We start from the raw sequence: 5,811 nt of genomic DNA, 5'->3' as shown, positions 1-5,811 counted from the left end.
GTCGGCGCTCCGGCGCTCGTGCCTCGCTGGTCGCTTCTCCCTTTCGGCACCGGCGCGCCCCTTCGGCTCGGGGCGGGGACTCGCCCGCTCGCCTCCGGGGCGCAGGGGCGGGTGCTCCAGGCTTCAACTATCAGTAGAATTTTGCAGAATGCAAAGATTGCCTTATAACTGAGGCATGATCGAGGCCCGCCATCTGCGCGTCCTGCGTGCCGTCGCCCGTACCGGCTCCTTCTCCGCCGCCGCCCGTGAGCTGGGGTGTACGCAGCCTGCCATCAGCCAGCAGATGAAGGCCCTGGAGAAGTCGGTCGACACCCCGCTGGTGGTCCGCTCGGGCCGCGGGATGCAGCTCAGCGAGGCCGGGCGGGTCCTGCTCAAGCATGCCACCGGAATCCTGGCCGGGCTCTCCGCCGCCGAGGAGGAGGTGGCCGCGATCGCCGGGCTGCGGGCCGGGCGGGTGCGGCTGGTCTCCTTCCCGACCGCGAGTTCCACCCTGGTGCCGCCCGCGGTCGCCCGGCTGCGGGACAGCCATCCGGGGGTGCGCGTGTCGCTGGTCGAGGCGGAGCCGCCGGAGTCGCTGGCGATGCTGCGCGGCGGTGAGTGCGAGATCGCCCTGGCCTTCCGCTACCCGCAGTCCGACGGCGCCGCCGCACTGCCGGCCGCCGCGCACGGCACCCCGCGCGAGGCGCGGGCCGAGGCCAATCTGGAGGCGCAGCAGCTGTCGGCCGGTACCGACTGGTCCGACCTGGTGGTCACCCCGCTGCTGGACGACCCGCTGGTGGGCCTGCTGCCCGCAGCACACCCGCTGGCCGGACGTGGCGGGCCGGTGGGGCTGGCCGAGCTGGCGGGGGAGCAGTGGATCGCCGGCTGCCCGCAGTGTCGGGGGCACCTGGTGGAGCTGTGCGCCGGCGCGGGATTCGAGCCCCGGATCGACTTCGCGACCGACGACTACCCGGCGGTGGTCGGCCTGGTGGCGGCCGGACTGGGGGTGGCGGTGCTGCCCCGACTGGCGTTGCAGTCGGTGCGTCCTGACGGCGTGTCGACGGTGCCGGTGCGGACGGCCACCGGTGCGCCGGCGGTGCGCCAGGTGGTGGCGCTGACCCTGCCGGACCTGGCCGAGGTGCCGGCCGTCGCGCTGATGCTGGAGCGGCTGGCGGGTGCGGCCGCCGATCGCTGACGGTCGGTGACCGGGGTCCCGCTGAGCGGGTACCTACTGTGAGCAGCCCGAGTCGCCGCGAAGAAACGTTTCTTCACGGCGCACCTTGGAGGAGGGTCTAGCGCTGCGCGACTGCCGGCGGGGCCAGTGGGACCTCCACCAGGCGGTGTCGCGAGCGGCCCAGCATCTCCTCGCGCTCGTCCTCCGTCATCCCGCCCCAGACGCCGTACGGCTCACGGACCGCCAGGGCGTGCGCGGCGCACTCGGCGATCACCGGACAGCGCATGCAGACCTCCTTGGCGCTGGCCTCGCGCGAGCTGCGCGCCGCCCCGCGCTCGCCCTCGGGGTGGAAGAAGAGCGAGCTGTCCACACCGCGGCAGGCTGCCGAGAGCTGCCAGTCCCAAAGGTCCGCGTTGGGGCCGGGGAGGCGGGAGAAATCTGCCATGGCTCATTCCCTTCGGATGCGATCGGCCGTCGGTCGGGCGTGCTCGGCGGGCTGCGGCCGAGCGGTGCCCGGCGGGGCGACCCGCGTTGGTATGGACACCTGGAAATATGACTTAAGGCAACTCCATGGACAAGTCACCCACACACCGGCACAACAGTCAATGACCATGAGAAAGCTATAAAAGCGGGCAAAATGGGCAAGAGGTTTCGACGGGCGTAGGTACGGCAATCGGGTGGCCGACGGGCGCATGACACGCCGCACCGGTGTGCGGGTCGTACGCCGACCGCGCGCGAGCTGCGCAAAAGTGCGGCGTGTGCACCGCGATGCGGCTGATCGGTAACGGGTTGGCCACGTACAGTGGTGGAGATGGCCTGAAGGCCGTAACTCATTCGAGTGACGGTCGTTGGAAGTGCGGAGGCGGTTAGCGGGCGCCGGACGTCGGGAACGATCGCGGGCAAGTCGGGGCGATCAGGACGAAGTCCGTCGCCGATCGGCCGTGTCGGAGAGGTTCGTACCAGCCAGGAGGCTCAACGTGACGCGGATCAGCTGCGGAGGACGACGGTCATGACTTCCGTTCTCGTTTGCGACGATTCCCCGCTCGCCCGCGAGGCGCTTCGCCGCGCCGTCGCGACCGTACCCGGTGTGGACCGGGTCACCACCGCGACGAACGGGGAGGAGGTCCTCCGCCGCTGGGTGGCCGACCGCTCCGATCTCGTCCTGATGGACGTCCGGATGCCCGGCCTGGGCGGGGTCGAGACGGTCCGGCGACTGCTGTCCGCCGACCCGGGCGCGCGGATCATCATGCTCACCGTCGCCGAGGACCTCGACGGTGTCGCCCTCGCGGTGGCCGCGGGGGCCCGCGGGTACCTGCACAAGGACGCCTCTCGCGCCGAACTGCGGGCCACCGTCACCCAGGCCCTCGCCGACCCGACCTGGCGGCTCGCCCCGCGCCGGCTGCGCAGCCCCGACATGGGGGCGGCGCCGACCTTGACGGCGCGTGAGATCCAGGTGCTGGAGGGCATGAGCCACGGCCGCAGCAACGCCGAGATCGGCCGCGAGCTGTTCCTGTCCGAGGACACCGTCAAGACCCACGCCCGACGGCTGTTCAAGAAGCTCGGGGCCTCCGACCGCGCGCACGCGGTGGCGCTGGGTTTCCGCTGGGGCCTGGTCCGCTGACCACCGCCGGCGCGGCCGGCCCAAGCGCGCCGCCGTCGATTCCCGGAGCGGGTGTCGCACGGGCGTGTGACGTTACGGTCCCGAGGTTGCACCATGGAGGAGTGGAGCACCTCGGGGACCAGCGGACAGGCACTGCGGCGAACCACGCAGCCGCAGGACACTCGGCGGACGGCGCGACGGACGGGACCACCCACGGCGGCGGGGCGGGAGGCGGCACGGTGCAGGAGGGGCCGGTGATGCGCGGCACACCGCGCGGTGCCGCAGCGCATAACGTTCCGGTGCACAACTCCGGACGCGGTGCCGCGTTTTCCCGATCGACCAGGCACCATGGACCGATGCGCGACGACGTCGCCGGTGCGGCCGGCCAGGAGGACCCGGGTGAGGCCCAGCCCTCCGGCCCGGGGCACGATCCGTCGTACGCCGACTCCGGCGGCCCCGGTGCCGGGGTCGGACCGGGCCGCCCGCCGGTGCTCGGTACGGGCGGCTCGCCCCTGGTGGGCGAACTGGTCGCGGCCGCCGTCCGCGGCGAGGGCCCGGCCATCGACGCCCTGCTCGCCTACGTCCACCCCCTCGCGCTGCGCTACTGCCGCGCCAAGCTGGTCCGGCTGCCCGGCGGGGCCCGGCACCACGTGGACGACGTGGCCCAGGAGGTCTGCGTCGCGGTGCTGTGCGCGTTGCCCAGGTACAAGGACCAGGGGCGGCCGTTCGAGGCCTTCGTCTACGGGATCGCCGCGCACAAGATCGCCGATCTGCAGCGGGCCGCGATGCGCGGGCCCGGTTCGACCGTCGTGCCACAGGACGACCTGCCGGAGGTGCCGGACGAGGCGCTCGGCCCGGAGGAGCAGGCGCTGCTCAGCAGCGACGCGGCCTGGGCCAAGGAACTGCTCTCCAACCTGCCGGCCCGTCAGCGCGAGCTGGTGCTGCTGCGGGTGGCTGCCGGGCTGTCGGCGGAGGAGACCGGCGAGGTGCTCGGGATGTCGCCGGGCGCCGTCCGGGTGGCCCAGCACCGGGCGCTCAGCCGGCTGCGGGCGCTCGCCGAGGAGTCGTCCTAGGGCGCGTCCGACGATTCGCGTCGGACGCCCGGTGGGAGTTGTCGGACACCCCCCACGCCGACCGGGCGGAATGGGTCATGGTGGGGGGTTGTTGTCAAGGGCACACGAGACACATTCGCGGTGCCAGTACCATGGGGTATCGGCGCCTGGGCAGGTTGCCAAAGTTTCGCGGGTGCGCACGGGGTTCCTTTGGAGGTTCCTCCGAATCCACCCGGCTTTCGGCGGTCTGCGCGAGTGAGCGATGAACGCGCCCCCTCCCTCAGGGCGTGAGCGGATAAGGCCGGCCACGGAAGGTACCCCCCAAATGTCTTACAACGCCGCAGGCGTACCCGAGAAGTTCGCCATGCTCGGGCTCACGTTCGATGACGTCCTGCTGCTGCCCGGGGCCTCCGAGGTGCTGCCGAACCAGGTCGACACCTCCTCGCGGGTCTCCCGGAACGTCCGCGTCAACATCCCGCTGCTGTCCGCGGCGATGGACAAGGTCACCGAGTCGCGGATGGCCATCGCGATGGCCCGCCAGGGCGGCGTCGGCGTGCTGCACCGCAACCTGTCGGTCGAGGACCAGGCCAACCAGGTCGACCTGGTGAAGCGCTCCGAGTCCGGAATGGTCACCGACCCGATCACGGTCGGCCCGGACACCACGCTGGCCGAGGCCGACGCGCTGTGTGCCAAGTTCCGCATCTCCGGCGTGCCGATCGCCGACGAGTCCGGCAAGCTGCTGGGCATCGTCACCAACCGTGACATGGCCTTCGAGTCGGACCGCAGCCGCCAGGTCCGCGAGATCATGACCCCGATGCCGCTGATCACCGGCAAGGTCGGCATCTCCGGCGTGGACGCGATGGCGCTGCTGCGCCGCCACAAGATCGAGAAGCTCCCGCTGGTCGACGACGAGGGCCGGATCAAGGGCCTGATCACCGTCAAGGACTTCGTCAAGGCCGAGCAGTACCCGAACGCCGCCAAGGACGCCGAGGGCCGTCTGCTGGTCGGTGCCGCGGTCGGCGCCAGCGCCGAGGCCTTCGACCGGGCCCAGGCCCTGGTCGAGGCGGGCGTGGACTTCCTGGTCGTCGACACCTCGCACGGCCACAGCCACAACGCGCTGGCCTGGATCGCGAAGATCAAGTCGGCCGTCAAGGTCGACGTGGTCGGCGGCAACGTCGCCACCCGCGACGGCGCCCAGGCGCTGATCGACGCCGGCGTCGACGGCGTCAAGGTCGGCGTCGGCCCCGGCTCCATCTGCACCACCCGCGTGGTCGCCGGCATCGGCGTTCCGCAGATCACCGCCATCTACGAGGCCGCCCAGGCCTGCCAGGCGGCCGGCGTGCCGGTCATCGGCGACGGTGGCCTGCAGTACTCCGGCGACATCGGCAAGGCGCTGGCCGCCGGTGCCGACACCGTGATGCTGGGCTCGCTGCTGGCCGGCTGCGAAGAGTCCCCGGGCGAGCTGCTGTTCATCAACGGCAAGCAGTTCAAGTCCTACCGCGGCATGGGCTCGCTGGGCGCCATGCAGTCCCGCGGCCAGGGCCGCTCCTACTCCAAGGACCGCTACTTCCAGGCCGAGGTGGCCTCGGACGACAAGCTCGTCCCCGAGGGCATCGAGGGCCAGGTGCAGTACCGCGGCCCGCTGTCGGCCGTGCTGCACCAGCTGGTCGGTGGCCTGCGCCAGACCATGGGCTACGTCGGCGCCGCCACCATCGCCGAGATGGAGAGCAAGGGCCGCTTCGTCCGGATCACCTCGGCGGGCCTCAAGGAGAGCCACCCGCACGACATCCAGATGACCGTCGAGGCGCCGAACTACTCGTCCCGCTGAACGGCCTGGACGGCCTGAACGGCTGAGGGACCAGGGCCGGACCACCGAGGGGGACGGAGGGGCACCCCCACCGGGGGGGGCCTCCTTTTTTTTCTTTGGTTGGTCGTTTGGGGGGGGACCACCCCCGTCCGAGATAATTGGGGGGAGCCGGGGGGACCCACAGGCACGGACACAAAAA

The 5,811-nt window shown here is 71.7% G+C and carries 5 protein-coding genes; 4 read left to right on the top strand and 1 reads right to left on the bottom strand.

Annotation, left to right across the window (positions count from 1 at the left end; translation table 11 throughout):
* The first annotated feature begins 175 nt into the window (after positions 1-175).
* Positions 176-1,174, top strand: coding sequence for a LysR family transcriptional regulator (locus tag ACFQ87_RS29800; protein WP_380613941.1), 999 nt, complete (start codon positions 176-178; stop codon positions 1,172-1,174).
* A 97-nt stretch (positions 1,175-1,271) separates the two neighbouring features.
* Here the strand turns inward: ACFQ87_RS29800 and ACFQ87_RS29795 are convergent, their stop codons facing one another.
* Complete coding sequence (locus ACFQ87_RS29795) at positions 1,272-1,598, bottom strand: WhiB family transcriptional regulator (RefSeq protein WP_049654358.1); 327 nt, start codon at positions 1,596-1,598, stop codon at positions 1,272-1,274.
* A 564-nt stretch (positions 1,599-2,162) separates the two neighbouring features.
* On the opposite strand from ACFQ87_RS29795, the gene ACFQ87_RS29790 reads away from it, so the two are divergent.
* From ACFQ87_RS29790 to guaB, 3 genes are all read left to right on the top strand, one after another.
* Positions 2,163-2,774: a response regulator transcription factor gene (locus tag ACFQ87_RS29790; protein WP_014136228.1), complete on the top strand. Its 612-nt coding sequence runs from the start codon at positions 2,163-2,165 to the stop codon at positions 2,772-2,774.
* Between the two features lie 335 nt (positions 2,775-3,109).
* A complete protein-coding gene (locus tag ACFQ87_RS29785; RefSeq protein WP_380613940.1) occupies positions 3,110-3,826 on the top strand; it encodes a sigma-70 family RNA polymerase sigma factor in 717 nt (238 codons plus the stop codon).
* Positions 3,827-4,130: 304 nt separating this feature from the next.
* The gene (guaB, locus tag ACFQ87_RS29780; RefSeq protein ID WP_380613939.1) at positions 4,131-5,633 is read left to right on the top strand and encodes an IMP dehydrogenase; all 1,503 of its coding nucleotides are present in this window, start codon (positions 4,131-4,133) and stop codon (positions 5,631-5,633) included.
* Positions 5,634-5,811: the final 178 nt, after the last annotated feature.

The organism is Kitasatospora sp. NPDC056531 (genome assembly GCF_042794375.1).
Classification (GTDB): domain Bacteria; phylum Actinomycetota; class Actinomycetes; order Streptomycetales; family Streptomycetaceae; genus Kitasatospora.
The sequence above is the reverse complement of the archived record's forward strand: the minus strand, read 5'-3'. Positions and strand labels throughout refer to the sequence as shown.

What these genes read in the sequence shown, in the direction of transcription:
- ACFQ87_RS29795 (WP_049654358.1), bottom strand. Translation starts at nt 1,598, where the DNA reads ATGGCAGATTTCTCCCGCCTCCCCGGCCCCAACGCGGACCTTTGGGAC.
- guaB (WP_380613939.1), top strand. Translation starts at nt 4,131, where the DNA reads ATGTCTTACAACGCCGCAGGCGTACCCGAGAAGTTCGCCATGCTCGGG.
- ACFQ87_RS29790 (WP_014136228.1), top strand. Translation starts at nt 2,163, where the DNA reads ATGACTTCCGTTCTCGTTTGCGACGATTCCCCGCTCGCCCGCGAGGCG.
- ACFQ87_RS29800 (WP_380613941.1), top strand. Translation starts at nt 176, where the DNA reads ATGATCGAGGCCCGCCATCTGCGCGTCCTGCGTGCCGTCGCCCGTACC.
- ACFQ87_RS29785 (WP_380613940.1), top strand. Translation starts at nt 3,110, where the DNA reads ATGCGCGACGACGTCGCCGGTGCGGCCGGCCAGGAGGACCCGGGTGAG.